This window comes from Haemophilus sp. CCUG 66565, assembly GCF_001679495.1.
GTDB lineage: Bacteria > Pseudomonadota > Gammaproteobacteria > Enterobacterales > Pasteurellaceae > Haemophilus > Haemophilus haemolyticus_K.
Genome location: NZ_LZOX01000014.1, coordinates 1 through 25,511, shown reverse-complemented (window position 1 = coordinate 25,511; position 25,511 = coordinate 1). Strand labels below are relative to the sequence as shown.

At 38.9% G+C, this 25,511-nt stretch carries 28 protein-coding genes, 2 tRNA genes and 1 rRNA gene; 12 read left to right on the top strand and 19 right to left on the bottom strand.

The window, feature by feature from the left end; all coding sequences use genetic code 11:
• Position 1: 1 nt before the first annotated feature.
• Positions 2 to 1,924: an ABC transporter ATP-binding protein gene (locus A9501_RS05335; protein ID WP_048953123.1), complete on the bottom strand. Its 1,923-nt coding sequence runs from the start codon at positions 1,922 to 1,924 to the stop codon at positions 2 to 4.
• Between the two features lie 172 nt (positions 1,925 to 2,096).
• On the opposite strand from A9501_RS05335, the gene A9501_RS05330 reads away from it, so the two are divergent.
• The 3 genes from A9501_RS05330 to htpX all read left to right on the top strand — a co-directional run bounded on the left by A9501_RS05330 (position 2,097) and on the right by htpX (position 4,282).
• The gene (locus A9501_RS05330) at positions 2,097 to 2,840 is read left to right on the top strand and encodes an MlaA family lipoprotein (RefSeq protein WP_048953101.1); all 744 of its coding nucleotides are present in this window, start codon (positions 2,097 to 2,099) and stop codon (positions 2,838 to 2,840) included.
• Positions 2,841 to 2,890: 50 nt separating this feature from the next.
• Positions 2,891 to 3,280, top strand: coding sequence for a RidA family protein (locus tag A9501_RS05325; protein WP_048953102.1), 390 nt, complete (start codon positions 2,891 to 2,893; stop codon positions 3,278 to 3,280).
• Between the two features lie 147 nt (positions 3,281 to 3,427).
• Positions 3,428 to 4,282 (top strand): protease HtpX, encoded by an 855-nt coding sequence (gene htpX / locus A9501_RS05320; RefSeq protein ID WP_164994248.1) that lies wholly within the window; start codon positions 3,428 to 3,430, stop codon positions 4,280 to 4,282.
• A gap of 45 nt (positions 4,283 to 4,327) precedes the next feature.
• Here the strand turns inward: htpX and tusA are convergent, their stop codons facing one another.
• The 6 genes from tusA to truD form a co-directional block, all read right to left on the bottom strand.
• Positions 4,328 to 4,567, bottom strand: a complete 240-nt coding sequence (gene tusA, locus A9501_RS05315) for a sulfurtransferase TusA (RefSeq protein ID WP_065265189.1) — start codon at positions 4,565 to 4,567, stop codon at positions 4,328 to 4,330.
• Between the two features lie 67 nt (positions 4,568 to 4,634).
• Positions 4,635 to 5,948, bottom strand: a complete 1,314-nt coding sequence (gene nlpD / locus A9501_RS05310) for a murein hydrolase activator NlpD (protein ID WP_065265188.1) — start codon at positions 5,946 to 5,948, stop codon at positions 4,635 to 4,637.
• A gap of 23 nt (positions 5,949 to 5,971) precedes the next feature.
• Positions 5,972 to 6,157, bottom strand: a complete 186-nt coding sequence (locus tag A9501_RS05305) for a hypothetical protein (protein WP_046949370.1) — start codon at positions 6,155 to 6,157, stop codon at positions 5,972 to 5,974.
• Positions 6,158 to 6,165: 8 nt separating this feature from the next.
• On the bottom strand, positions 6,166 to 6,744 hold the full coding sequence (locus A9501_RS05300) for a YqaA family protein (RefSeq protein ID WP_065246487.1): 579 nt from the start codon (positions 6,742 to 6,744) through the stop codon (positions 6,166 to 6,168).
• Positions 6,745 to 6,773: 29 nt separating this feature from the next.
• The gene (surE, locus tag A9501_RS05295) at positions 6,774 to 7,514 is read right to left on the bottom strand and encodes a 5'/3'-nucleotidase SurE (RefSeq protein ID WP_065265187.1); all 741 of its coding nucleotides are present in this window, start codon (positions 7,512 to 7,514) and stop codon (positions 6,774 to 6,776) included.
• Between the two features lie 9 nt (positions 7,515 to 7,523).
• On the bottom strand, positions 7,524 to 8,543 hold the full coding sequence (gene truD, locus A9501_RS05290; RefSeq protein ID WP_065265186.1) for a tRNA pseudouridine(13) synthase TruD: 1,020 nt from the start codon (positions 8,541 to 8,543) through the stop codon (positions 7,524 to 7,526).
• 108 nt (positions 8,544 to 8,651) lie between these two features.
• Here truD and rraB point away from each other — a divergent pair, with 108 nt between their 5' ends.
• Genes rraB through slyD form a run of 3 tightly spaced genes read left to right on the top strand, consistent with a single transcriptional unit; the run spans position 8,652 to position 10,527 of the window.
• Entirely contained in the window at positions 8,652 to 9,074 is a 423-nt protein-coding gene (rraB, locus tag A9501_RS05285) for a ribonuclease E inhibitor RraB (RefSeq protein WP_032826463.1), read from the top strand.
• Between the two features lie 54 nt (positions 9,075 to 9,128).
• Complete coding sequence (locus A9501_RS05280) at positions 9,129 to 9,851, top strand: SIMPL domain-containing protein (protein ID WP_065265185.1); 723 nt, start codon at positions 9,129 to 9,131, stop codon at positions 9,849 to 9,851.
• A 55-nt stretch (positions 9,852 to 9,906) separates the two neighbouring features.
• Positions 9,907 to 10,527 carry a peptidylprolyl isomerase gene (slyD, locus tag A9501_RS05275; RefSeq protein ID WP_065265184.1) on the top strand — a complete coding sequence of 207 codons (621 nt, stop codon included), beginning with the start codon at positions 9,907 to 9,909 and terminating at the stop codon, positions 10,525 to 10,527.
• A 175-nt stretch (positions 10,528 to 10,702) separates the two neighbouring features.
• Here slyD and tnpA read toward each other — a convergent pair whose 3' ends face one another.
• Together tnpA and asnA are read right to left on the bottom strand one after the other, a co-directional pair.
• Positions 10,703 to 11,167: an IS200/IS605 family transposase gene (gene tnpA / locus A9501_RS05270; protein ID WP_065265183.1), complete on the bottom strand. Its 465-nt coding sequence runs from the start codon at positions 11,165 to 11,167 to the stop codon at positions 10,703 to 10,705.
• 198 nt (positions 11,168 to 11,365) lie between these two features.
• Positions 11,366 to 12,358: an aspartate--ammonia ligase gene (gene asnA / locus A9501_RS05265; RefSeq protein ID WP_048953111.1), complete on the bottom strand. Its 993-nt coding sequence runs from the start codon at positions 12,356 to 12,358 to the stop codon at positions 11,366 to 11,368.
• 153 nt (positions 12,359 to 12,511) lie between these two features.
• Between asnA and asnC the strand changes: the two genes are divergently transcribed.
• The gene (gene asnC / locus A9501_RS05260) at positions 12,512 to 12,964 is read left to right on the top strand and encodes a transcriptional regulator AsnC (RefSeq protein WP_065265182.1); all 453 of its coding nucleotides are present in this window, start codon (positions 12,512 to 12,514) and stop codon (positions 12,962 to 12,964) included.
• A gap of 49 nt (positions 12,965 to 13,013) precedes the next feature.
• On the opposite strand, the gene proS is transcribed toward asnC, so the two are convergent.
• The 3 genes from proS to cyaY all read right to left on the bottom strand — a co-directional run bounded on the left by proS (position 13,014) and on the right by cyaY (position 16,980).
• The gene (gene proS, locus A9501_RS05255; RefSeq protein ID WP_065265181.1) at positions 13,014 to 14,729 is read right to left on the bottom strand and encodes a proline--tRNA ligase; all 1,716 of its coding nucleotides are present in this window, start codon (positions 14,727 to 14,729) and stop codon (positions 13,014 to 13,016) included.
• 84 nt (positions 14,730 to 14,813) lie between these two features.
• Positions 14,814 to 16,673: a DNA helicase RecQ gene (recQ, locus tag A9501_RS05250; RefSeq protein ID WP_065265180.1), complete on the bottom strand. Its 1,860-nt coding sequence runs from the start codon at positions 16,671 to 16,673 to the stop codon at positions 14,814 to 14,816.
• Between the two features lies 1 nt (position 16,674).
• Complete coding sequence (cyaY, locus tag A9501_RS05245) at positions 16,675 to 16,980, bottom strand: iron donor protein CyaY (RefSeq protein ID WP_065265179.1); 306 nt, start codon at positions 16,978 to 16,980, stop codon at positions 16,675 to 16,677.
• Positions 16,981 to 17,077: 97 nt separating this feature from the next.
• Between cyaY and lptM the strand changes: the two genes are divergently transcribed.
• The 3 genes from lptM to A9501_RS05235 all read left to right on the top strand — a co-directional run bounded on the left by lptM (position 17,078) and on the right by A9501_RS05235 (position 19,277).
• On the top strand, positions 17,078 to 17,194 hold the full coding sequence (gene lptM / locus A9501_RS09830; RefSeq protein ID WP_005639040.1) for an LPS translocon maturation chaperone LptM: 117 nt from the start codon (positions 17,078 to 17,080) through the stop codon (positions 17,192 to 17,194).
• A 41-nt stretch (positions 17,195 to 17,235) separates the two neighbouring features.
• Positions 17,236 to 18,483 (top strand): diaminopimelate decarboxylase, encoded by a 1,248-nt coding sequence (lysA, locus tag A9501_RS05240; protein ID WP_065265178.1) that lies wholly within the window; start codon positions 17,236 to 17,238, stop codon positions 18,481 to 18,483.
• A gap of 164 nt (positions 18,484 to 18,647) precedes the next feature.
• Positions 18,648 to 19,277: a response regulator gene (locus A9501_RS05235; RefSeq protein WP_048953116.1), complete on the top strand. Its 630-nt coding sequence runs from the start codon at positions 18,648 to 18,650 to the stop codon at positions 19,275 to 19,277.
• A gap of 41 nt (positions 19,278 to 19,318) precedes the next feature.
• On the opposite strand, the gene A9501_RS05230 is transcribed toward A9501_RS05235, so the two are convergent.
• Positions 19,319 to 19,915, bottom strand: coding sequence for a hypothetical protein (locus A9501_RS05230; protein WP_065265177.1), 597 nt, complete (start codon positions 19,913 to 19,915; stop codon positions 19,319 to 19,321).
• Between the two features lie 77 nt (positions 19,916 to 19,992).
• A complete protein-coding gene (locus A9501_RS05225) occupies positions 19,993 to 20,676 on the bottom strand; it encodes a 2,3-diphosphoglycerate-dependent phosphoglycerate mutase (protein ID WP_005625827.1) in 684 nt (227 codons plus the stop codon).
• Positions 20,677 to 20,851: 175 nt separating this feature from the next.
• Between A9501_RS05225 and envC the strand changes: the two genes are divergently transcribed.
• Entirely contained in the window at positions 20,852 to 22,084 is a 1,233-nt protein-coding gene (gene envC, locus A9501_RS05220) for a murein hydrolase activator EnvC (RefSeq protein ID WP_005634577.1), read from the top strand.
• Positions 22,084 to 22,926: a divergent polysaccharide deacetylase family protein gene (locus tag A9501_RS05215; protein WP_032828005.1), complete on the top strand. Its 843-nt coding sequence runs from the start codon at positions 22,084 to 22,086 to the stop codon at positions 22,924 to 22,926. Before envC ends, A9501_RS05215 begins: the two co-directional genes overlap by 1 nt.
• A 29-nt stretch (positions 22,927 to 22,955) precedes the next feature.
• On the opposite strand, the gene murQ is transcribed toward A9501_RS05215, so the two are convergent.
• The 5 genes from murQ to rrf all read right to left on the bottom strand — a co-directional run bounded on the left by murQ (position 22,956) and on the right by rrf (position 25,447).
• Positions 22,956 to 23,867 (bottom strand): N-acetylmuramic acid 6-phosphate etherase, encoded by a 912-nt coding sequence (gene murQ, locus A9501_RS05210; protein ID WP_005634581.1) that lies wholly within the window; start codon positions 23,865 to 23,867, stop codon positions 22,956 to 22,958.
• 9 nt (positions 23,868 to 23,876) lie between these two features.
• Positions 23,877 to 25,016, bottom strand: a complete 1,140-nt coding sequence (locus A9501_RS05205) for an anhydro-N-acetylmuramic acid kinase (RefSeq protein ID WP_065265176.1) — start codon at positions 25,014 to 25,016, stop codon at positions 23,877 to 23,879.
• Positions 25,017 to 25,150: 134 nt separating this feature from the next.
• Positions 25,151 to 25,226 (bottom strand) — tRNA-Trp (locus A9501_RS05200).
• 16 nt (positions 25,227 to 25,242) lie between these two features.
• Positions 25,243 to 25,319: transfer RNA gene (locus A9501_RS05195), tRNA-Asp, on the bottom strand.
• A gap of 12 nt (positions 25,320 to 25,331) precedes the next feature.
• Positions 25,332 to 25,447: ribosomal RNA gene (rrf, locus tag A9501_RS05190) — 5S ribosomal RNA — on the bottom strand.
• Between the last annotated feature and the right edge of the window lie 64 nt (positions 25,448 to 25,511).

Genomic DNA, 25,511 nt, shown 5'->3' with positions numbered 1-25,511 from the left:
TCTAAAGATTCAACATTCCTTCCAACGTTTCCTGCGCAATCATCCAATCTGCTTCCACTATTTCTAACGACTTTTTCACTGTCACTTGTTCATTCAAAAGTGCGGTTAATTTTTCTTTATTTTCTGCATTATAAAGCTCTGAATCCGACAGCTGATTTTCGATCTCTACAAGTTGTTGAGAGTACTTATCCATTTTGTCTTCCAACTGAACAATTTTTTTACGAAATGGTGCGGTTTGTTGACGTAATTCCGCCTCACGGCGTTTTTGTTCTTTACGATTTTGGTTAGAAGTAGCATTTTCTGTAGCTTCAATTTCATCATTAGATTTGGATATCAATTGACTATTTTGTTCGGTTAACCATTTCTGATAATCGTCTAAGTCCCCCTTAAATTCTTCCACTTGTTTATCATGTACTAAATAAAATTCTTCTACCGTATTACGTAGTAAATGACGATCGTGAGAGACAACAACTAGCGAACCTTCGTAATCAACCAAGGCTTCTGTTAAAGCTTGGCGCATATCTAAATCCAAGTGGTTAGTTGGCTCATCCAATAACAGCAAATTTGGGCGTTGCCATACAATTAATGCTAAAACTAATCTCGCTTTTTCACCACCGGAAAAGGACTTCACCGCTTGATTCACTTTATCTCCGTGAAAAGCAAAACTACCAAGATAATCACGTACCTGTTGTTCAGTTTGTTCTGGTGCGATTTTTTGCATATGCCAAAGCGCAGATTCTTCCGCACGAAGCGTATCCAACTGATGTTGAGCAAAATAACCAAGCTGTACACCTTTAGCAAGTTGAACATTGCCTGAAAGTGCGGTCAGCTCTCCAGCTAAAAGTTTAATCAAAGTTGATTTACCTGCACCATTTTTCCCCAATAAACCAATGCGTGAACCTGGCACAAGATTAAGTTTAATTTTACTCAAAATTTCAACCACACTTTCCCCTTCTCCATAACCCGCACTAGCTTGTTCAATCATCACTAAAGGGCTTGGCAAAGTAGCAGGGGAACGAAATGCAAAGGTGAAGGGATTATCTGCATAAGCTGGTGCAATAAGTTCCATTCGTTCTAACGCTTTCACTCGACTTTGCGCCTGTTTTGCCTTAGTCGCTTTTGCCTTAAAGCGATCAATATAGTTTTGTAAATGAGCAATTTTTTGTTGTTGCTGTCGATACATCGCAACCTGTTGTGCAAGTTTAGTCGCGCGCTGCACCTCAAAAGACGAATAATCACCGGTGTATTCATTCAGTTTTTGATGTTCAATATGCAAAATTTTATTCACGATCGGATCAAGAAAATCACGGTCGTGAGAAATCAGCACCAATGTGCCTTGATAATTCACTAACCAACGTTCCAACCAAATCACTGCCTCCAAATCTAAGTGGTTCGTCGGCTCATCAAGTAACAATAAATCTGACGGGCAAAGCAACGCCTGTGCTAAATTCAATCTCATTCGCCAACCACCGGAGAAGGATTTCACAGCATGACTGGTTTCTACCTGAGTAAAGCCCAAACCATGTAAAAGTGTTTCCGCACGAGAGCGAATTGTCCACGCATTAATAGCATCAAGTCTATCGTGAATACGTGCAATCGCATTACCATCGTTTTGTTCATTCGCCCAAGCTAATTCTTGCTGTAAGCGGCAATATTCTCGATCACCTTGAATTACATAATCAATTGCAGAAACATCCAGTGCAGGCGTTTCTTGATTCACCCAAGATACCGCCCAATTTGATGGATAAGTCACATCTCCGCCTTCTGGCTGAAGTTCTTTTTTTAACAACGCCAAAAGAGAGGATTTACCACAACCATTTTTACCCACTAAACCAACTTTTTGTTTAGGGGTAATCGTAGCTACCGCATTGTCGAGTAATTCCGTTTGTCCACGCTTTAAGGAAATATTATTAAATACAATCATTTTTCTAAAACACATCTTAATTTTTGCTTATTTTGCAACATTATGTTCAATATGCAAAACTTATTACAAAATCAATTTCAATCAGTAAGAAATAACTACTTACGGCAGATTTATTTTGTTGTTACTAGGCAAATTAGGTAGAATAAGCCAAATTTTATACTGGAGATTATGAATGAAAAAACAAGCAATTTTAGCCGCACTTTTAGGTACATTCTTACTAACAGGATGTGCAAATAAACCTGATGGAGAACGTAATGACTCCCTTGAAGGGTTCAATAGAACAATGTGGAAGTTTAACTATAATGTGATGGATCGTTATGTTCTTGAACCTGTAGCTAAGGGCTGGAATAATTACGTCCCTAAGCGCGTTTCTTCAGGCCTTACAAGTATGGCGAACAATCTTGATGAGCCTGTAAGCTTTGTAAACCGATTAATTGAAGGTGAACCGAAAAAAGCCTTTGTACATTTTAACCGTTTTTGGATCAACACTATATTTGGTTTAGGTGGTTTTGTTGATTTTGCGAGTGCAAGTAAAGAATTACGCATTGATCACCAACGCGGATTTGGTGAAACACTTGGAAGCTATGGCGTTGATGCTGGCACATATATTGTTTTACCTATCTATAATGCCACTACACCGCGCCAATTAACTGGTGCCGTAGTAGATGCCGCTTATATGTATCCTTTCTGGGAATGGATAGGCGGGCCATGGTCCCTCGTTAAATATGGTGTTCAAGCTGTAGATACCCGTGCTAAAAATCTCGATAACGCAGAGCTATTACGTCAAGCCCAAGATCCATACGTAACATTTCGCGAGGCTTATTACCAAAATCTTCAATTCAAGGTCAGTAATGGAAAATCTGAAGATCATCAAGAGACACTTCCTGATGATGTGCTAAAAGAAATTGATCAATAAACAAAAGTGCGGTAATTTTCTCCGCACTTTCATCAATCAAGGAGAAAACCATGACAACAATTATTCATACCGAGCATGCCCCTGCAGCAATTGGCCCTTATGTTCAAGCCATTGATTTAGGCAATTTAGTACTTACATCGGGTCAAATTCCTGTCAATCCAACAACAGGAGATATACCAACAGATATCGTAGCGCAAGCACGCCAATCCTTAGAAAATATAAAAGCAATCATTGAACAAGCAGGTTTAACTGTAGCAGATATTGTCAAAACAACAGTTTTTGTAAAAGATCTCAATGACTTCGCAGCAGTAAATGCTGAATATGAACGTTTTTTCAAAGAAAATCATCATCCTCACTTTCCCGCACGCTCTTGCGTAGAAGTAGCGCGATTACCAAAAGATGTAGGGTTAGAAATTGAAGCCATTGCAATACGAAAATAATAACTTCTGCAACCAATTATCAAAAATGCGGTCATAAACTTGCGTGTTTCTGACCGCATTTTTATATAAATATTTCTATTCTACCTTGAATTTTAATAACCCTTCCCCACTAAAAGAGGAAGATTAATCCTAACTTAGAGAGAACATATTATGATGCGTATTCTTCTTTTCCTTGCTACCAATATGGCCGTTATGTTGGTGTTGGGAATTATTTTAAGTGTCACAGGTATAGCTGGAAACAGTACCAGTGGTATTTTAATTATGGCCTTACTATTTGGTTTTGCCGGATCTTTGATTTCTTTATTTCTGTCAAAAACAATGGCATTGCGTTCAGTTGATGGCGAAGTTATTACTCAACCTCGTAACCAAACAGAACATTGGTTAATGGACACCGTTGCTCGACAAGCACAACTTGCGGGGATTCCAATGCCAGAAGTAGCAATTTACCATTCACCAGATGTCAACGCTTTTGCAACAGGTGCAACAAAAAGTAATTCATTAGTCGCAGTGAGTACTGGCTTATTGAATAACATGACAGAAGCCGAAGCGGAAGCCGTACTTGCTCATGAGATTTCTCATATAGCAAATGGTGATATGGTAACTATGGCCTTATTACAAGGTGTGTTAAATACTTTTGTAATTTTCTTATCACGTATTATTGCAACAGCAGTCGCAAGCTCACGTAATAATAACGGTGAGGAAACGCGTAGTTCTAGCTTATATTTTTTAGTGTCAATGGTGTTAGAGATGGTATTTGGCGTACTTGCCAGCATTATTGCAATGTGGTTCTCACGTTATCGTGAATTTCGAGCAGATGCGGGTTCTGCAAGCCTTGTCGGCAAAGAAAAAATGATTATGGCATTACAGCGTTTACAACAATTACATGAACCACAAAACCTTGAAGGCTCACTCAATGCTTTCATGATTAATGGCAAACGTAGTGAACTCTTTATGAGCCATCCACCGCTTGAAAAACGCATTGAAGCATTACGTAATCTTTAAAAAATAGATAAAAAATCGGTCACCCTTTCATGATGACCGATTTTTTTATTTTCCTTTCTTCACCCAATATTTGAATGGCGGTGTTCCTACTTCACTTTGCAACAACGTATGATCCATAAATTGACAAAAACTAGGAATATCACGCATTGTGGCTGGATCATCAGCAATAATAAGCAATACCTCTCCCTCATTTAAATGACGAATATTTTTACGTACAAGCATGACAGGTTCTGGGCAACGAAGCCCCATGGTATCAAGGGTTTGAGTAATAATAATTTCAGACATTTTCTTTTTTATCATTAAAAATGTGCGGTAAAAACCACAGTATTTTTACCTCACTCTATAACTTAGCTTAACGTCTTGGTAAATAGCGAATAGGATCAACTGATTTACCTTTATAACGAATCTCAAAATGAAGCTTCACAGTATTTGTACCGGAGCTACCCATTTTTGCGATTTCTTGACCAGCTTTGACTTCTTGTTGATCGGTTACAAGAATTTTGTCGTTATGCGCATAAGCACTTAAGAAATCATCATTATGTTTGATGATGATTAAATTACCGTAACCACGTAAAGCATTGCCAGCATACACGACGCGACCTGACGCAGCTGCTTTTACAGCCTGTCCACGAGAACCACTAATATCAATTCCTTTATTTCCACCATCAGTATCTGAGAAACCTTGGATAATATTACCTGAAGTCGGCCATTGCCATGCAACATTCGATGCAATTGGTGCAACAACATGTGCATTAATCGGTGTGCTATTGGTGTTATCTACTGGCGTAGTTGGTACTGATGGCGTTGTAGCAGGAGCAACTGGTGTTGTCGCAACCGGTACCATTGCTGGTGCGCTATTCGCTACACCTGCACCAGATTTAATTGGGCCAATGATTGTGCCATCTGATCCTATTTGCGTACCGTTTGCACCTGGCGTATAGGTGACTGCCGGTTCTGCAGATGTTGCCGGTACAGCCGCAGTAGTTGTTGTCGTTGCTGCCACAGGTTGTTTTACAGGAACCGTTGTTGTCACGGTTTTTGTACCACAATTAGAGATTTTTAAAGTTTGTCCTAGACTCAAACTATAAGGCTCAGTCATGTTGTTCAATGCAGCTAATTCTTTTACATCAATGCCTGCCAAGTAGGCGATTAAGAACATGGTATCGCCTTTGTTCACTTTATAGGTATTGCCTTTGTAAGAGCCTTTTTCAATTTGGCTATAATCTGGTGCATTGGTATTTGGATTGCGTGGAACATTAATATGTTGCGAACTTACGCAATCAGAAACAGTTTTAGTGATTGTTTTTGTTTGCACAGCTGGCGCTGGAGCTGGTGTTGGCGCTGCTGGTTTTGGTGCAGGCTGAAAAGCTGGCTGTGCAGGTTTGAATGCTGGTTGAGCAGGCGCTGCAGGCATGGCAGGCTGTTGATAGGTTGGTTGGAAATTTGGCTGTGGAGTTTGCACGCCTGTTGGTACGCCGCCCATCGCTGGTACCGTGTTTTTTTGAATCTCAGGTTGCCAAGAACCACCCGCACTTTCGCCATTTACTGGTTGCATGATGCCAGGGGAAAGATTGCCATCAGCATTGCTGATTGGAGCAGGAGAATTAGAAGTACAAGCCGATAATACAACAAGACTCAAAGGGAGTAAGAGAAATGATTTTTTCATAGTAATTCCTTATTGTTCCTTTATTATTTCGTTTGCGCTGGCATTGTATTTTTTTGAATTTCTGGCATAAAGCTACCACCAGCAACTGCGCCTGTGCCTTCTACTGGTTGCATGATGCCGTTTGGCAACGCATCTGGATCTTTTGCTTGTTCTGATGCACATCCAACTAATACGAATCCAGTCATTAAAATAAGACCTAATTTATTCATTTTTTATCCTAGTTTTTCAATATAAAGTAAGCAATGACAGCCAGCGCAACGACTGACCAACCAATAATTTCAATAGATTTTCGCAATTTTGCTGCGAATTTTTCACCGCCCCACGCGGCTAATTTTGCCACCAGCAAGAAACGCGCTAAACGTGAAACAAATGCCGTGATGGCAAAAGGGAAAAATGCCATTTGCATTACGCCAGAGCAGAGAGTAAACACCTTGTAAGGAATTGGGCTAAACCCAGCCACAAACACAACTAATACGCCCCATTGCTCAAACCAATTTATGGCTTTTGCCCAATGCGCACCATATCCCCATTGTTGTACAATGTTTTCCACCCAGTCCGTTGCATAATAACCAATTGCATAACCGATAACCCCACCGATGACAGAAGCAATTGCCGTATAAAATGCAAATTTCACCGCACTTTTTGGCTTTGACATAGACATTGGGATCAACATCACATCGGGCGGAATAGGAAAAAATATCGCCTCGATAAAACTAACAAAAGAGAGCCAGAAAGTCGCAAAACGGTGCGTTGACCATTGCATGGTTTTATCATACATCGTACCGAAAATTTTCATATTTCTTCTCTATTTGGTAAAACGCGCCATTATTCCTGCTCTAACCAATCTTGTAAAGCCGAAAGTGAATGATGTGCAGTAAGATCTGCCTGAATTGGCGTGATAGACACATAACCATTTTTCACCGCATGGAAATCTGTTCCCTCGCTTTCATCCTTAGGTAATGCTGAAGGGCCAATCCAATAAATGGTTTCATCACGAGGATCCCTTTGTTTAATGACTTCTGCAGACGACGCACGGTAACCCAAACGACACACCTTGTAACCCTTTAATTCTTCAAAAGGTAAATCCGGCACATTAATATTAATAATTTCACGAGGATTTAATAATTGATGATGTAATTTTGGAATGAGATCACACACGACTCGCGCTGCTGTTTCATAATGTTGACGACCATCTAATGAGACTGCAATAGCAGGCAGCCCTAAATGGCGACCTTCAAGGGCTGCGGCTAATGTGCCTGAATAAATCGTATCATCGCCCATATTACAACCCGCATTAATGCCCGATACCACTAAATCCACTTGGCCAGATAAAAACCCGTTTAACGCTAAATGTACACAATCTGCTGGTGTACCATTCACACAATAATCGCCATTGTCTAAATGGCGTGGGCGCAGTGGCTCCACTAATGTGAGCGAGCTTGATGCTGCACTTCGATTACGATCGGGTGCAACAACAATGACTTCGGCAATTTTTCTTAATTCTGTTGCTAAAACTTGAATGCCTTCCGCGTGAAAACCGTCATCATTACTGACTAAAATTCGCATTGTACTTCCTTATGCTTCTGTATAATTTACTAACTCACGAACTAATGCCGTGGCATAACTGCCTGCTGGCAAATAAAATTTCAAACGCAAGCCCTCTGGCTCAAATGCCCAAGAAAAATCTTTTGCTTTCATTAATAATGGACGACGCGCTGCCTTCATTCTCTCTTGTTTCATTAAAGGATCGAAAACTGAATGTTGATTTACGATTTCATTTTCAATATTGCTTGCTGCCAACACATCTTCGCCAATTAAAGGGGCGGTGAGTAAAATATCTTGATTTTCTAACCTCACTTGCAATGCATTTAAGTCTTCTTTTTCATCCGCCTTGAACCAACTGTGCGAACCGGCTAATTGCACAATATCGTTTGGCAAAACTTGATTCGTTGTGCCCTTTTCGATACGAGCAGCCACAACTAAATTAAAAATTTCACTGCGCGCGGCGGAAAGATAAAAACTGCGTTTTTTGCGATCTTTTACCTTAATTTCTCCTTGCGCCCAACGCAATGCTTGCGTGAGGTTATGACCATCCCGGCCAAAACGTTGTTCCGTAAAATAATTTGGGAAACCAAAATTTGCCACAAAATCCAACCGCGCTTTAAGCTCATCAGATTCTTCTGCACCGCGTAATAAAATATCGAAATAATTTCCCTCAAGACTACCCGTGCGAATTTTTCGGTTATGTCGAGTAACCGTTAAAATCTCTACACCATCTAATTCAAATTGACTGAAATCGGGCGTTTCCATTCCTGGCATTTGTAAACAAAACCATTGTTCTGTCACCGCTCGACGATCTTTCAACCCCGCATATCCCATATTGCGTTCAGAAACACCGGCAAATTTAGCTAATTTTTCGCCAACAAATAAGGTGTTGCAATCTGTTTTGCGTACATACAAGGCAACAAACTCACCTTCGCCTGACATTTCATAGCCTAAATGCTCTTTTACAATAAAATCCGCACATTCAGCCTTTAAAAGTGCGGTGGTTTTTGGCGGTGTTTTTAATGCCAAATAAGGGAGTTGTTCGAGCATGGTTAAGGGTTCTTTTTTATAGAAAATAACTGCGCGAAATTTTATGCGACTTTTGGTGATTTATCCACTAAAATAACCGCACTTTTATTCTTGTTGAAGGATTTTATTATGTCAAAATTGGCTGAGTTACAAGCAGAAACCCGTGAAATTATCACTGATTTACTTAACGATGGTAGTGACCCGGATGCGCTTTACATTATTGAGCATCACATTGCTCATCACGATTTTGATTTGTTAGAAAAAATCGCGGTAGATGCGTTTAAAGCTGGTTATGAAGTTTCCGAAGCAGAAGAATTTGAAGATGATGATGGCAAACCAATTTTCTGCTTTGACATTATCAGTGAAGTAGAATTAAAAGCGGAAATTATTGATGCGCAACAAAAAGAAATCCTTCCGTTATTAGAAAAACATAAAGGCATTTATGATGGTTGGGGCACCTATTTTGAAGACCCGAATGCCGATGACGATGAATACGGTGATGATGGGGAATTTTTTGATGACGAGGATGTCGAAGAGCCTCGTGTGCATTAATCATTCTTTTTAACCGCACTTATTAAGTGCGGTTATTTTTTTAGGAGTTTCAATATGAAATTAAAATCTCTTTCTTTAGCGTTATTGGCGTTGCCTTTTGCTGCGCCCGCATTGGCGGATAATCCGCAAAGTGCGGTGCAAAATAATATTATTTCTTTTAATGCTGAAGTCGAAAAAGAAGTTTCACGAGATTTGTTACAGGTTACGCTTTTTTATCAAGCGGAAGGTACTTCACTTTCAACCTTAAATAAAACGATCAATGAGAAATTAAGCAAAGCACTTTCTATCGCGAAAAACGAAAGTGCGGTAGAAATTAAAGATCATTTTCGTCATACCAGTGTGCGTTATAACAATCAAGGCAAGCAATCTGGTTGGATTGATCGTGTAGAACTTGTATTAGAAAGCAAAGATTTCCAAGCTATCTCCAAAGTGATTAGCGAGCTTGATGGTGTTATGACGGTGGAAAGTACGAATGCACTTATTTCATCAGAAAAATTAATGAGTTTAGAAAATGAATTAACTCAAGCTGCATTGGATAAATTTAAAAACAAAGCCACATTAATTCAAAATTCATTGAATATGAAAGGCTATCAAATTTTAGATTTAGATGTCTCCTCCGTGAATGAACAAACCATGAGCCCACGACCTTATATGATGGCGATGGCAAAATCTGCCGATATGAGTGCAGTGGATTCTTCTAGCGATGCTTATCTTGAAAATGGTAAAGAGAAAATAAAAGCGCGCATTAGTGCGCGAATTGCATTGCGCGCGGAATAATTTTCGCTACAATGGTACAACTTTTTTTAACCGATTTTTTTATAAGGAAAACATAATGAAAGTAGCAAAAAATGTAGTGGTGAGCATTGCTTACCAAGTTCGCACACAAGATGGCGTATTGGTCGATGAAGCACCAGCAAATCAACCACTAGAATATTTACAAGGCCACAATAATTTAGTGATCGGTCTTGAAAAAGCGCTTGAAGGTAAAGAAGTTGGCGACAAATTTGAAGTACGTGTACAACCTGAAGAAGGTTACGGTGCATACAGCGAAAATATGGTTCAACGTGTACCAAAAGATGTATTCCAAGGTGTTGATGAACTTGAAGTTGGCATGCGTTTCTTAGCGGATACTGACATTGGCCCAGTTCCAGTGGTGATTACTGAAATCGATGGTAATGAAGTTGTGGTTGATGGAAATCACATGTTAGCGGGTCAAGAATTACACTTCACGGTTGAAGTTGTCGCAACGCGTGAAGCAACGTTAGAAGAAATCGCACATGGCCACGTTCACGGTGCACATAGCCACCACCACGATGATGACGAAGAAGGTCACGGTTGTGGCTGTGGTGGTCATCATCACCATCACGACCATGATCACGAGCACAGCGGATGCTGCGGCGGTGGTCACGGGCACGGACATGGTCACGGCAGCTGTGGCTGCGGCGGTCATTAATTAAAAACAGCCCAAAATATTACCGCACTTTAGTAATGAAGTCTGCTATTGCTTTCTGAAATAACAATCCGCACGTAAAACGTGCGGTTTTTAGGCTCCCCTATAAGGGCCTATACTTCACAAGCCCCTCAAGGGGCTTGTGAGAGCTGACAACCGCGTCTAATTATTTCCTTGATTACCCCTTAAAGGGGTCAACATGTTCTTTCGTTGATAAATTATCTTGAACCATATCTTCTTTTTCTTGGTTTCTCATATAATCCTCTACCACTTTTGTATTTAACCCTACTGTACTTACAAAAAATCCTTTCGCCCAGAAATGCCTATTTCCATATCTATATTTTAAGTTCGCGTGTCTTTCAAAAATCATTAGCGCAGACTTCCCCTTCAAATAGCCCATAAAACCTGATACTGATATTTTAGGTGGGATTTTTAAGAGCATATGGATATGGTCTGGCATTGCATGCGCTTCTATTATCTCCACATTTTTATAGCCACATAACTGCCTCAATATTTGACCTATATCTGCTCTTAACTTTCCATAAATTGCTTTTCTTCTGTACTTCGGGATAAATACAATGTGATACTTACAGTTCCATTTTGTGTGTGATAGACTTGAATCGTCATTGGTTTTACTTACCATGATAATCCTCCTATATGTTGAATTTTGGTTGTCAGCCTTGTTCATTATATAGCGAGGATTTTTTCTGTTCATCGCTTAAGCTATTTGACTCCATACGCATAGCGTATGGTTTTTATAGCCAGACTTTTGTCTGGCTATAATAAAAAACACGATGAAAAATCATCGTGTTTTTTTTGTATCCTTGTATTAATACCTATCTTATAAAATATGGGCAAACTCTTCTAGCATTTCTTTTGGCCATACGCTTGATTGTACTTCACCAATATGTTTTTTACGAAGTAAAAGCATCGCTAAGCGAGATTGGCCGATACCACCGCCGATAGTTAATGGTAATTTTCCGTTTAATAAATCTTGGTGCCAATCCATTTTTAAACGGTCTTCATCACCCGTTATACCAACTTGTAAACGTAATGCACTTTCATCTACGCGGATACCCATTGAGGAAAGTTCAAATGCTTTGCCTAATTGATCATTCCATACCAAAATATCACCGTTTAAGCCTTTATAGCCATTTTCAGATTCAGTCGTCCAGTCATCATAGTCAGGTGCACGACCATCATGAGGTTTGCCATCTGAAAGTTTACCGCCAATCCCAATCAAGAATACTGCGCCGTATTCTTTACAAATTGCGTTTTCACGCTCTTTACTGCTTAAATCTGGATAGCGTTTTACTAAATCTTCGCTATGCACAAAGGTAATGTGTTTTGGAAGAATTGAAGGAATATCAAAGCGTGCTTCTACGGCTAATTCCGTTAAGCGAATAGCACGATAAATAGAATTTACCGTTTCTTTTAAGTATTCAAAATTACGACGACCTTCAGGAATCACTTTTTCCCAGTCCCATTGATCCACATAAACAGAGTGAGTTGGATCAAGAGAGTCTTCATCTGGACGTAATGCTTTCATATGAACAAACAAGCCTTCGCCTTCTTTAAAATTGAAGCGAGCAAGGGTATGGCGTTTCCATTTTGCTAGGGAATGCACCACTTCAAATACTGCATTTGGAATACATTTCACGTTAACCTGAACGGCTTTTTCAATACCAGATAAGTTATCTTGCATTCCGTTACCCACTTGGCTCAAGATCGGACCTTGTACTTCAATAATGCCAAGTTGTTCAATAAGGTTTTGGGTGAAGGTATTCTTCACAAAGCTGATTTCTTGTTGTTGTAAAATAAATGTCTTTTTCATTTTTATAACCTTTTTAATCTGTTGTTTTATTTGTTACGTATTATTTAATAAAACCGAGCATTATTTCAAGTATTTTATTTACTTTCTTTTATAAATTAAATATTATCTAATCCAAGGTGTAAAAATTAAATAAAATCTAAAGGAGATGATTTTATGCACAACATTGATAATTTAGATCAGCAAATCTTACGTGTACTCACCAAAGATGCGAGAACTCCCTATGCCGAAATGGCTAAAAACTTTGGAGTAAGCCCAGGAACAATCCATGTACGTGTAGAAAAAATGCGCCAATCCGGCATTATTGAAGGCACGAAGGTGATTATTGATGAGCGTAAATTAGGTTATGACGTATGCTGTTTTATCGGCATTATTCTAAAAAGCGCAAAAGATTATGAGAAAGTGATCAAAAAGCTAGAAAGTTTCGATGAAGTAGTGGAAGCCTATTATACAACGGGCAATTACTCAATTTTCTTAAAGGTGATGACACACACAATTGCAGAATTACATTCCGTTCTGGCAACTAAAATTCAGCTAATTGATGAGATTCAATCTACAGAAACACTGATTTCAATGCAAAATCCAATTTTAAGAGATATTAAGCCATAAAATAAAAGTGCGGTGAACATTCACCACACTTTTTTGCTTGATAAGAAAACTATGCCTTCACATTCTCTTCCAAAAATGCCAATAGCTCATCTTTAGCAATCATTTTCTTTTCACCGGTACGACGGTTCTTATATTCAATTTCACCGTTATCTAGGTTTTTCTCACCGATTACAACCATATGCGGTACACCAATGAGTTCCATGTCTGCAAACATCACGCCTGGGCGTTCTTTACGATCATCAAAAATCACATCTACGCCTTGTGATTGTAAAGTGCGGTAAAGTTCTTCAGCGTATTTTTGCACGGCTTCAGATTTGTGCATGTTCATTGGCACAATCGCTATAGTAAATGGTGCAATTTCATCTGAAGGCCAAATAATACCGCGATCATCATGATGCTGTTCAATCGCTGAAGCCACCACACGAGTCACGCCGATGCCATAGCAACCCATTATCATCACAAGAGGTTTACCATCTTCGCCTTGAACGGTCGCTTTCATTGCTTCAGAGTATTTTTTACCAAGTTGGAAAATATGTCCCACTTCAATCCCGCGTTTGATTTGAAGCACGCCTTTACCATCTGGGCTTGGGTCGCCTTCCACCACGTTACGCAAGTCGAACACTTCTGGCATTGCAACATCGCGCTCCCAGTTTACATTGAAGTAATGTTTTCCATCGATATTCGCACCACAGCTAAAATCAGACATTAACGCTACAGTGCGGTCAATAATTGCAGGAATATTAAGATTTACCGCACCTAATGAACCCACGCTTGCCCCAATTTTTGCTTTGATTTCTGCTTCGTCAGCGAACTCAAGAGGATCTGCCACTAACGGGTGTTTTTGTGCTTTGATCTCGTTTAATTCGTGGTCGCCGCGAATAATTAAAGCAACAAGCGGTTGATTTTCATCAGCACCTTTCACAATCAAGGTTTTCACGGTTTTTTCAATCGGCAGATTGAATTGTTCGACAAGTTCGGAAATGGTTTTCGCATTTGGCGTATCTACTAAGGTCATTTCTGCAGTTGGCGCTTGACGCTCACCGATAGCTACCGCTTCAGCAAGCTCAATGTTCGCAGCAAAATCTGATTCGGTAGAGAACACCACATCATCTTCACCGCTGGAAGCTAACACTTGGAACTCATGCGAAGCTGCCCCCCCAATAGACCCCGTATCCGCTTGTACCGCTCTGAAATCTAAGCCTAAACGGTTAAAAATGTTACTGTACACTTGGTACATCACATCATAGGTTTCTTGTAAACTTTCTTGTGTCGTGTGAAACGAGTAGGCATCTTTCATAATAAATTCACGCGAACGCATCACACCAAAACGAGGACGTACTTCATCACGGAATTTAGTTTGAATTTGGTATAAGTTCAGTGGAAGTTGTTTATATGAAGAAACTTCTCGGCGCACTAAATCAGTAATCACTTCTTCGTGAGTTGGCCCAAGTACAAAGTTACGGTTTCCGCGGTCTTCAAAACGAAGGAGCTCAGGGCCATATTGCTCCCAACGACCAGACTCTTCCCATAATTCCGCAGGTTGCACCACTGGCATTAATACCTCAATTGCACCACCTTTGTTCATCTCTTCGCGAATAATCTTTTCTACTTTTTTCAATACGCGAATACCAGTAGGTAGCCAGTTATATAAACCTGATGCCATTGGGCGAATCATACCTGCACGCAACATTAATTGGTGGCTCACGACCTGAGCATCATTTGGTGTTTCTTTAAGGGTGGAGAATAAATATTGACTTGTACGCATTGTTTAACCTTAGATTCTAAGAACTGAAAAAATTGGCGCAAGTATAACAAAAAGTGCGGTGATTTTTAACCGCACTTTCGATACTTACTCATTATTTTGCGCTTTCGCCAAAATTGCTCTATGTTCCTGAATCAATGCCATAAAAGGCTGGCCAAACCGTTCTAATTTGATAGAGCCCACGCCATTAATTTGCAGCATTTCAATATTGCTTGTTGGCATATATTGTGCCATTTCTTGCAAAGTCGCATCATTAAAGACAATGTACGGCGGAATATTTTCTTTATCGGCAATTTGTTTGCGTAAGAAACGCAGGCGTGCAAATAAATCTTTATCATAATTTGCAACACTTTGGCGTTGTGGATTATGGGCGATTTTACTTATTGAGGAAATTCGAGGCATTGCCAGTTCTAATGGTTCTTCACCTTTCAGAATCGTTTTTGCACTTTCAGTAAGTTGCAACGTTGGATTTAATTCACTAATGACCTGTTGCACAAAACCCAAATGAATAAGCTGACGAATGACAGACTGCCAATGCTCTTTGCTTTTATCTTTTCCAATGCCATACACTGAAAGTTTATCGTGCTGGCGTTCAATAATTTTTTGATTGTGCATGCCACGCAACACCGCAATCACATAATGTGCACCGAAACATTGCCCCACTCGATAAATAGTAGACATTATTTTTTGCGCATCGACTAATCCATCATATTTTTTAGGAGGGTCAAGGCAAATATCACAGTTATTGCATGGTATTTGTCGATGTTCACCAAAATAATTGAGAAGAACTAAACGGCGACAAGTCTGGCTTTCCGCAAATTCACCAATAGCTTCTAATTTATGCTGCTCAATCTGACGCTGTGGCGTTTCTGGTTTTTCTAAGAGAATTTTTTGCAACCAAGCGTAATCCGCCGGCTCATAAAACAAAACGGCCTCTGCTGGTAAATCATCACGTCCTGCTCGCCCCGTTTCCTGATAGTAAGATTCAATGCTGCGAGGTAAATCAAAATGGGCAACAAACCGCACATTGGATTTATTAATCCCCATTCCAAAAGCAATGGTTGCGACGACTACTTGAACATTATCACGCTGAAAATCCTGTTGCACGCGCTCACGCAGTGCCGTTTCCATTCCCGCATGATAAGCTGCAGCAGAGACGCCTTTATTACGTAAACTTTCTGCAATTCGCTCAACCTTATTTCTGCTGTTGCAATAAATAATCCCACTCTTGCCCTTTTGAGCTAACACAAAATGTGTTAGTTGCTCCATTGGTTTATATTTTTCTTCTAAGGTATAACGAATGTTCGGTCGATCAAAACTACCAATATATTTATGCGGATTTTCCAGATTGAGGTGAGTCAAAATATCTTGGCGAGTCGCATAATCTGCTGTCGCGGTAAGCGCCATAATCGGCGCATGAGGGAAACTAGCTTTTAAACCGCCAAGCTGGGTATATTCAGGGCGAAAATCATGCCCCCATTGAGAAATGCAATGTGCTTCATCAATCGCAATAAAGTTGACTTTGCTATAAGAAATAAGTTGAAAGAAGCTGTTCGTCATCACTTTTTCTGGCGACACATAAAGGAGTTTAAGTTGCCCAGAAATAAGTTTATTTTGTACTTGTTGCTGCTGTTCTAAAGTCTGACTAGAATTAAGAAAATCCGCCTCAATTCCATTAGCTTGAAGCTGATCCACTTGATCTTTCATCAAGGAAATCAGAGGAGAAATCACTAAAGTTAAACCCTCAAAACAAAGTGCGGGAATTTGATAACAAAGCGATTTGCCATTCCCCGTTGCCATTACCACCAAAGCATCTTGTCCGTTTAACGCGGCATTGATGACTTCTTCCTGCCCTTTACGGAAAGATTGATAACCAAAAACCGATTTCAAAACAGAAAGTGCGGTCGGTTTTTCTATTATTTTTGGTGATAAAGGAGAATCAAGCATCTTAGAACTGCACATTCTCGCCATGTGCAGCACAAGCTTCTACTAAACAATCCCAAAAACGTTTTCCGTCGTTAGAAACCCAGTCGCCATTTTTAAAAGCAAAATGAAAACCACCTAATTTACTCGCAATCCAAAGCTCAAGTAATGGCTCTTGCTTGTTAATCACTATTTGTGTGCGATTATCAAAGGTGATTGTAAATACTGAACCTTGCGTTTCACAATCTACATCCGCACCTTGCGCTTCTAATTCTTCTTCAATTTTTTGCCAAACTCGTTCAATATTTTGGTGAAATTCTGCAATATTCATAAAATGTTCCTGTTTAAATCTGATAGAATGCAGCAAATTATAAAGCCTTTCTTAAGCTTGTGAAAGGCGGATTTACCGATAAATAAGAGAGAGAAAAATGAAAAAACTACTATCAATTTTAGTGCTTAGTGCAATTTGCATTGTAGCAACAGGATGCGGCGTAAAAGGTCCTTTATATTTCCCAGAAAAAGAACAAGCACAACAAACCAAATAAGCGATTATCCAATTACAATCCCCAAAAAACAGGAACACAACATGAATTTCTTCCAATATAAAAATAATAAGCTTTATGCTGAAGATATTCCGGTTCAACAACTTGCTGAACAATTCGGTACACCTCTTTATGTATATTCTCGTGCAACACTTGAACGCCATTGGCATGCTTTTGACTCAGCCTTCGGTAAGCGTCCTCACCTAATTTGCTTTGCTGTAAAATCTTGCTCGAATATCGGCGTGTTAAACATCATGGCAAAACTAGGTTCGGGTTTCGATATTGTCTCGCAAGGCGAACTTGAACGTGTACTTGCAGCTGGTGGCGAAGCATCAAAAGTGGTCTTTTCGGGCGTAGCTAAATCCCGAGAAGAAATTATTCGTGCACTAGAAGTTGGAATCCGTTGCTTTAATGTAGAATCAGTTTCTGAACTCAAAAATATTAACCAGATCGCAGGCGAGATGGGGAAAATAGCGCCAATATCTTTACGAGTGAATCCAGATGTTGATGCGCATACACACCCTTATATCTCAACAGGATTAAAAGAAAATAAATTTGGTGTAAGCGTAAATGAAGCTAGAGAAGTATATAAATTAGCCTCAACGCTACCAAACATAAAAATAACAGGGATGGATTGCCACATAGGCTCACAGCTCACGGAATTACAACCATTCTTAGATGCAACAGATCGCTTAATTGTCCTAATGGAACAATTAAAAGAAGATGGAATTATATTAAAACATCTCGATCTGGGCGGTGGTTTAGGCGTGACTTATACGGATGAAACACCACCGCATCCAAGCGATTACGCAAATGCATTGTTAGAAAAACTAAAAAATTATCCTGAACTTGAAATTATTCTTGAACCAGGTAGAGCAATTTCTGCAAATGCGGGAATTTTAGTAGCCAAAGTGCAATATCTAAAAAATAATGAAAGTCGTAATTTCGCGATTACCGACACAGGAATGAACGATATGATCCGCCCTGCGTTGTATGAGGCTTATATGAATATCGTAGAAATTGACCGCACTTTAGCAAGAGAAAAAGCCATTTATGATGTTGTGGGGCCAGTTTGCGAAACGTCTGATTTCTTGGGTAAACAACGGGAACTTTCTATTGCAGAAGGTGATTATATTGCTCAATGCTCAGCTGGCGCCTATGGAGCAAGCATGTCATCAAACTATAACTCGAGACCCCGTACTGCAGAAGTTTTAGTAGATGGCGATAAATCCTATTTAATTCGTCGTCGAGAAAATTTACAAGAGCTATGGGTATTAGAATCAACCATTTAATCACCTTTTGATTAAGTTTTAATCTAACCATATAATTTATTCACTTATAATATACCTAAAAAACAGTAACTTTATGCGTAAAATCAAATTTCTATTGGTTCGCCATTGGAACTAATAGAAATTATTTATAGAATGGCACGTTTATCGTCACTAAGGGGGAATTTATGCAAGAAAAACTAAGCGTTTTATTAATTGACGATCATCCATTAATGCGTCGTGGCATTAAACAACTTATAGAATTAGACGATAACTTTGAAGTGGTGGCTGACGTAGGCAGCGGTACAGAAGGGATTTCTGTGGCATTACAAACATCACCTGATGTGATCATTTTAGATCTCAACATGAAAGGACTTTCAGGGTTAGATACGCTCAAAGGATTACGCGCAGAAGGCGTTGATGCGCGAATCTTAATTTTAACTGTCTCTGATGCTAAAAATGATATTTATACGTTAATTGACGCCGGTGCTGATGGCTATTTGCTAAAGGATACAGAACCCGAAACCTTACTAGAACAAATTAAGCAAATAGCGCAAGGTGAAGTGATCTTAAGTGATTCTATTAAAGATTTATTACTTGAACGAAGACATGAGCAAAATCCATTAGATAGCTTAACAGATCGTGAAATGGATGTACTTCGTCAAATTGCGACAGGATTATCAAACAAACAAATTGCAGCTCAACTGTTTATTTCAGAAGAAACCGTGAAAGTACATATTCGTAATTTATTACGTAAACTCAATGTGCACTCTCGTGTAGCCGCAACTGTACTCTTTTTTGAACAAAACAATAAATAGTTTACAAAAATGCGCAAGGTTAAAAAGCCAAGCGCATTTTTCTACTGAGCATTTTCTACTTGAATAAAGAATCCTTTATCATTCAAAATAACGCTGTAATCTGTTTGATAACTTTTGCTCTCAGTCACCACTAAAGCATGGCAACTTCTAATACCTTTTTGTGGATAAAATTGCGTTTCTCTTGCTTGAAGAATTTGTTTCACCATCATACTGGTTTTAGTTGAATCGCCTTGCTGCTTAAATGCATCAGATAGCACTTTTGATACAGAAAAATCATTACATTGTGGCACGATCACTGGCTTATAAACTGATTTATCCTTTACTGTTTTTTCATGTTTTGTTGAAACAACTGTTGTCGTTTTTTTCTCAATAGATGTCTTAGGTTTCGAGCTAATTTCCTTTACCAAAGCTTTAGGCTTTTTGTCTGTCAATTTCACAGCTTGTTTTTTATTTTTAGTACTCATTTTCTTGGTTAGAACTAATTTAGTTTCTTTCGTTTTTTTAGTTTGTTGTTTTTTATCTAAAGATTTGGTTACTACAATTTTTTTATTTATTTGATTTTTATGTACTGGTGCTGCAGTAACTGATGTCGTAAAAAATGGCAACAACACCAAAATGAACGTTATCAATTTTCTCATTCATGTCTCCTTAAACATAAAGTGCGGTTAAAATTAACCGCACTTTGAATGCTAAATAAAAAAAGTAAAGCGATAAATTAAAGGTAGTAGTGTTCTACATAATTTAATTTATCATCTAGTTTTAATACTAAAGGTTGACCTGTTGGAATTTCAAAATCCATAATTTCAGCATCAGAAATACCGATAATATGTTTTGCCAACGCACGGAGTGAGTTACCGTGAGCAACCACTAAAACGCGTTTACCAGAAAGCATTGCTGGTGCAATTTGGTCTTCCCAGAATGGAAGTGCACGCTCTAAAGTAATTTTTAAGTTTTCTGCATTTGGCACAACGTCAGACGGAATATTTGCGTAACGACGGTCATTATGTGCAGAATTTGGATCTTGTGGATCTAAATCTGGTGGAGAAATGTCATAAGAACGACGCCAAATATGAACTTGTTCGTCACCGTATTGTTCCGCAGTCGCTTTTTTATCTAAACCTTGTAAAGCACCATAATGACGTTCATTTAAACGCCAGTTTTTCACTTGAGGAATCCATAATTGATGGGATTCTTCTAACACGATGTTACAAGTTTTGATTGCACGAGTTAGCACAGATGTAAATGCGATATCAAACTCATATCCAGCATCTAATAATTTTTTGCCCGCTGCTTTTGCTTCTTCTACGCCGCGTTCTGTTAAATTTACATCACGCCAGCCAGTGAACAAGTTTTTCGCATTCCATTCACTAAAACCGTGACGGATAAATACTAATTCCATAAAAATCTCCTAAAATTTAAGTAAAAGATAACTCGCACTTTATAGCAAAAATTGAGTATGTTTAAAAGCAAAAAGGCGAGTTTTCCTGATCTTTAGCAAAAAATAGGAGCTAAACTTTTTCGCCTTTTAACAAATATGATAAGATTTGTGCGATTTTAAGAATTTAGGAAAAATTATGCTGTATTCGGGATTAAACAAAAAAATATCGCCATTTTTCACCGCACTTTTTGGCTGCGGTTTGTTGATTTTTTCCCCAATAAGCCATGCGTCCGATCTTAACCAAATTCAAAAGCAAATTAAGCAACAAGAATCTAAAATTGCTGAACAAAAACGCGAGCAAGCTAAGTTACAAGCTAATTTGAAAAACCATGAAAGTAAAATTAATGCTGTCGTGGGGGAGTTACATGAAACAGAAATGAGCTTGAAAGAAATTCGTAAGCAAATTTCTGATTCAGATAAACAACTCAAACAATTGGAAAAACAAGAATCTGAACAAAAATCACGATTAGCGAAACAAATGGATATGATTTATCGCTCAGGTTTAAATCCTTCCGTCATTGAAAGAATGTTTTCTAAAAATGCGGAAAAAGCAGAACGCATGAAAGTGTACTATCAACATTTAAACCAAGTTCGAATAGAAATAATTGATAGTTTAAAAGCAACACAAGCTCAAATTGTATCCCAAAAAGAATCCATTTTAGGTCAGCAAAAAAATCATCGAGATCAACTTTTAACGCAAAAAAAACAGCAACAAGAATTACAAAAATCACAGCAAGAACGTCAATCTACACTAAATGAACTTAATAAAAATTTAGCGAGAGATCAAAATAAATTAGATAGCCTAAAGGCTAATGAACAAGCGCTCCGTCAAGAAATTCAACGAGCAGAAAAAGCGGCCTTAGAACAAGAAAAAAGAGAGCGAGAAGCACTTTCACAACGACAAAAAGCTGAAGAAAAACGGACTTCAAAGCCTTATCAACCGACAGCACAAGAACGTCAATTGCTTAACAGCACAAGTGGTTTAGGGATTGCAAAAAAACAATATTCTGCACCAGTTTCAGGCCCAGCTTTACATAATTTTGGAACTATTCAGGCAGGTGAAGTTCGTTGGAAAGGTATGGTTATTGGTGCCTCAGCTGGAACTGCAGTCAAAGCGATTGCGGCTGGACGTGTCATTTTAGCTGGGTATTTAAATGGCTACGGTTATATGGTCATCGTCAAACATGGTGAAACCGACTTAAGTTTGTATGGTTTTAATCAAGCCGTATTGGTAAAAGTTGGTCAACTTGTTTCTGCAGGACAAACTATTGCTCAAGTGGGCAATACTGGTGAAATCTCTCGTTCCGCACTCTATTTTGGAATTAGCCGAAAAGGCACACCAGTGAATCCAACTGGATGGATCCGTTAATGAAACTTCTCATAAAAAGTGCGGTGAAAAATTTCATCATTTTTTCTACCGCACTTTATACTTCCATCTCCCTTGCACAAAATAAACTTGCAATTGTTATTGATGATGTAGGCTATCATCTCAAAGAAGATGCGGCTATTTTTGCAATGCCGCGTGAAATTTCCGTAGCAATTATTCCTGCTGCGCCTCATGCTCAAGCACGAAATCAAGAAGCAAAATCTCAAGGTCGAGACATTTTAATTCATATGCCGATGCAACCAGTAAGTGCGGTGAAAATAGAAGATGGAGGACTACATTTAGGAATGTCTTCAGCTCAGGTCAATGATCGGGTAAATACAGCCAAAAATATCGTGAATTATGCCATTGGCATGAATAATCACATGGGCAGTGCGGCTACGGCCGATCCCCAATTAATGACTTATTTAATGACCGCACTTCAAGAAAAACATTTGTTCTTTTTAGATAGTCGAACAATAGGAAAATCTGTAGCAGGGAAAATAGCAAAAGAACAAGGTGTTCGTTCCTTAGATCGTCATATATTTTTAGATGACAGTAACGAACTAGCTAACGTTCAACATCAATTTCAAGCTGCAATTCAATATGCAAGGAAACATGGTACAGCGATTGCGATAGGACATCCTCGTCCAAATACCATTGCGGTGTTACAAACAGGAATTAACAATTTACCTGAAGATATCCAACTTGTTGGAATGGGCAACTTATGGCGTAATGAAAAAGTAATCCCGCCTAAACCATTTATTTTATTATTTACAGAAATGCCTGCGCCAACCTCAATGGAACCTTTTGACCCCGTAGGATTGCTACGTGGAATTCCAAAATAAAAACCTGATTTTACAATCAGGTTTTTGTCTTATTTAGAAAGTGCATTTCTTAATCTACCTTGATGTCTTTCTAATAATTCCTTCGCCTCTAATTTTGATAAATTACTTAAAATCATCATAATTGCAAGCTTGGCATTTTGCTCTGCTTCAATTAATGTCTGCTCAGCGAGCACTTTATCACAATCTGTTGCTTGCATCACAATACGCACAGCACGTGCTTTAAGCTTTTCATTACTGGCTTGTACATCGACCATCAAATTTTCGTAACATTTACCCAATAAAATCATACTTGCCGTAGTCAGCATATTCAGTACCATTTTTTGTGCTGTGCCAGATTTTAAGCGGCTAGACCCAGTCAATATTTCAGGGCCAACAATAGTTTCTATCGCAATATCGGCTATCTCAGCCATCGCAGATTTTGGATTACTCACAATAGAAATTGTCAAAGCACCGAGAGATTTAGCGTATTGAAGACCTGCAATAACATAAGGTGTGCGGCCACTTGCAGCGATTCCTACTAATACATCATTTTTTGAGAAATTTATACTTTGTAGCTCCTCAAATACAGCTTGCGTATTGTCTTCCGCCCCTTCTACGGGATGACGGATAGCATGTTCGCCCCCCGCAATAATACCTTTGACCATTTCCGAAGATACACCAAATGTAGGAGGACATTCTGACGCATCCAATACGCCGAGACGACCGCTCGTCCCAGCCCCAATATATACTAGACGCCCGCCCTGTTGAAAAGCATAAACGATTTTATCTACCGCTAACGAAATCTCAGGCAAACATGCTTCAATAGCTAAAGGAACTTGTTTATCTTCCTTATTCATTAATTGAACAATATCTAAAGCACTTTGACGATCAATATCAACTGAATTCGGATTTCTTTGCTCCGTAATTAACGTGGATAAACTTTTTAATATAATGTCATTCATATTTTGATCTTAGTCTTTAGGAAAAATAGCCCCCAAACTAACCGCACTTTTTGCGCCAGTTACGCTAGGCAGATTTGCTGGTAAATTGTTCATTCGACAATAAGCTAACCAAGCAAAAGCAGCGGCTTCTACATAATCAATATCAAAACCTTGCTCTGTCGTTGTACCAACCTGCCAATCGGGTAAATTATCATGCAATCCACGCATAATTAAGCTATTCTTTGCGCCGCCGCCACATACCAGTAAACGTTTTGGTAAATCTGTTTGGAGTTGATTTAGTGCATTAACAATGCTTGTCACTGTCAATTCAACAAGCGTCGCTTGCACATCTTCTGGGAGTAATGTCATTTTAGAGCAAAGTGCGGTAAGTTTTTCAGATGCTTTTTCCACTTTGTCAATTAACCAATCAAGATTAAATAACTCTCTCCCTGTACTTTTGGGAGCCGGTAAAGAGAAAAAAGGTTCATTTAATAATTCCTCAAGCAGAACTTGATTCACGTTGCCTTTCGAAGCCCACTCACCATTTTTGTCATAGCGAAGACCTTGGTGTTTTTCTATCCATTGATCTAATAGTGTATTACCTGGCCCCGTATCAAACCCAATTACAGGTTGATTAGGAAACAATATAGAAACATTACTAATCCCACCAATATTTAAAACAACTGTGGCAAAATTAGGATTTGAGAATACAGCTTTGTGGAAAGCGGGTACAAGAGGAGCCCCTTGTCCGCCTAAAGCCATATCTTTACGACGAAAATCACCAATAACCGATATTCCTGTTTTAGCTGCCAATAAATTCATATCGCCGAGTTGCATTGTGAAAGGAAATGCAGAAGCAGGAGAATGCCATACTGTCTGTCCATGACAACCAACAGCTTCAATTTGACTTGGAATAAGATTATATTTTTGTAGAAAAGTATTTACACAATCACAATACAGTAAAGCAAGCTCATGATCGAGTTTGCCTAAATTTTGTAGAGTAGTTTCACCAGTTTGAATGAGTTTGGTTAATGTCTGACGTAAATTTTCTGGCATAGGAAAAAAATCAGATAAGATAAGTCGAGGCTCTAGAGAAAAATCAACAAGAACAACATCCACTCCATCTAGACTAGTTCCAGACATCATGCCAAGATAATATTGAGATTTCATACTAATTATTTTTATATTTAAAATTTGATAATTATATATCTAATTCAAAAAGAAAAATAAATAGAATTATTAAATAATATGAAAAAGGTATGAGTATAAAGATATTTTATGATTAATTGAAAAGAATATTTTAATGGCAGGGGCGGAGAGGCTCGAACTCCCAACACCCGGTTTTGGAGACCGGTGCTCTACCAATTGAACTACGCCCCTATTGGTATGAATAAATTGGCGGAATGGACGGGACTCGAACCCGCGACCCCCTGCGTGACAGGCAGGTATTCTAACCAGCTGAACTACCACTCCGCTAAATGTGGTAATTGGCAGTGCCTTACTCTCACATGGGGATACCCCACACTACCATCAGCGTTACAACATTTCACTTCTGAGTTCGGTATGGTATCAGGTGGATCTATTGCACTATCTCTGCCAAAAATTTTTATTTTTTTAATTTACTCAATGAATAAACTAAAAAAATAAACCTGGCGGTGCCCTACT